1 protein-coding gene is annotated in these 336 nt (G+C 34.8%); it reads left to right on the forward strand.

Annotated elements, in window-relative coordinates:
* Positions 1-336: MFS transporter (locus tag ACTJK5_RS23110; protein ID WP_440613332.1), on the forward strand; the 336-nt coding region annotated here is incomplete at both ends.

The following is a 336-nucleotide window of genomic DNA, read 5'->3' on the forward strand; positions in this document are numbered from 1 at the left end:
TTGTTTCACAGCGTGGGCTACCAATATTTACAGGCTTTATAGGTGATCGTGTAAGTCATACAGTAAATGTAATTGTTGGAGTAATGGTAAGAGCATTAGGATTTGGAGCGTTTGTTTTTGCTAACAGTTTCTGGTCTGTGACCATTGCAGCATTTTTAATTGGCTTTGGAGGAGCATTATTTGATCCTTCTGTTACTGCTTTTTTTACATCGCAAAAAGAAACAGTTCGAAAAAAAATATTTACTTACTTTAACCAAATGCTTAACACAGGAGTGATTATAGGTCCATTAATAGGAGCGTTATTGGTTAAGTTTAATCCAGTATATCCATTTACCA

It is taken from the genome of Agrobacterium sp. 22094 (genome assembly GCF_052046015.1).
In the GTDB taxonomy this organism is placed as follows: domain Bacteria; phylum Pseudomonadota; class Alphaproteobacteria; order Rhizobiales; family Rhizobiaceae; genus Agrobacterium; species Agrobacterium cavarae.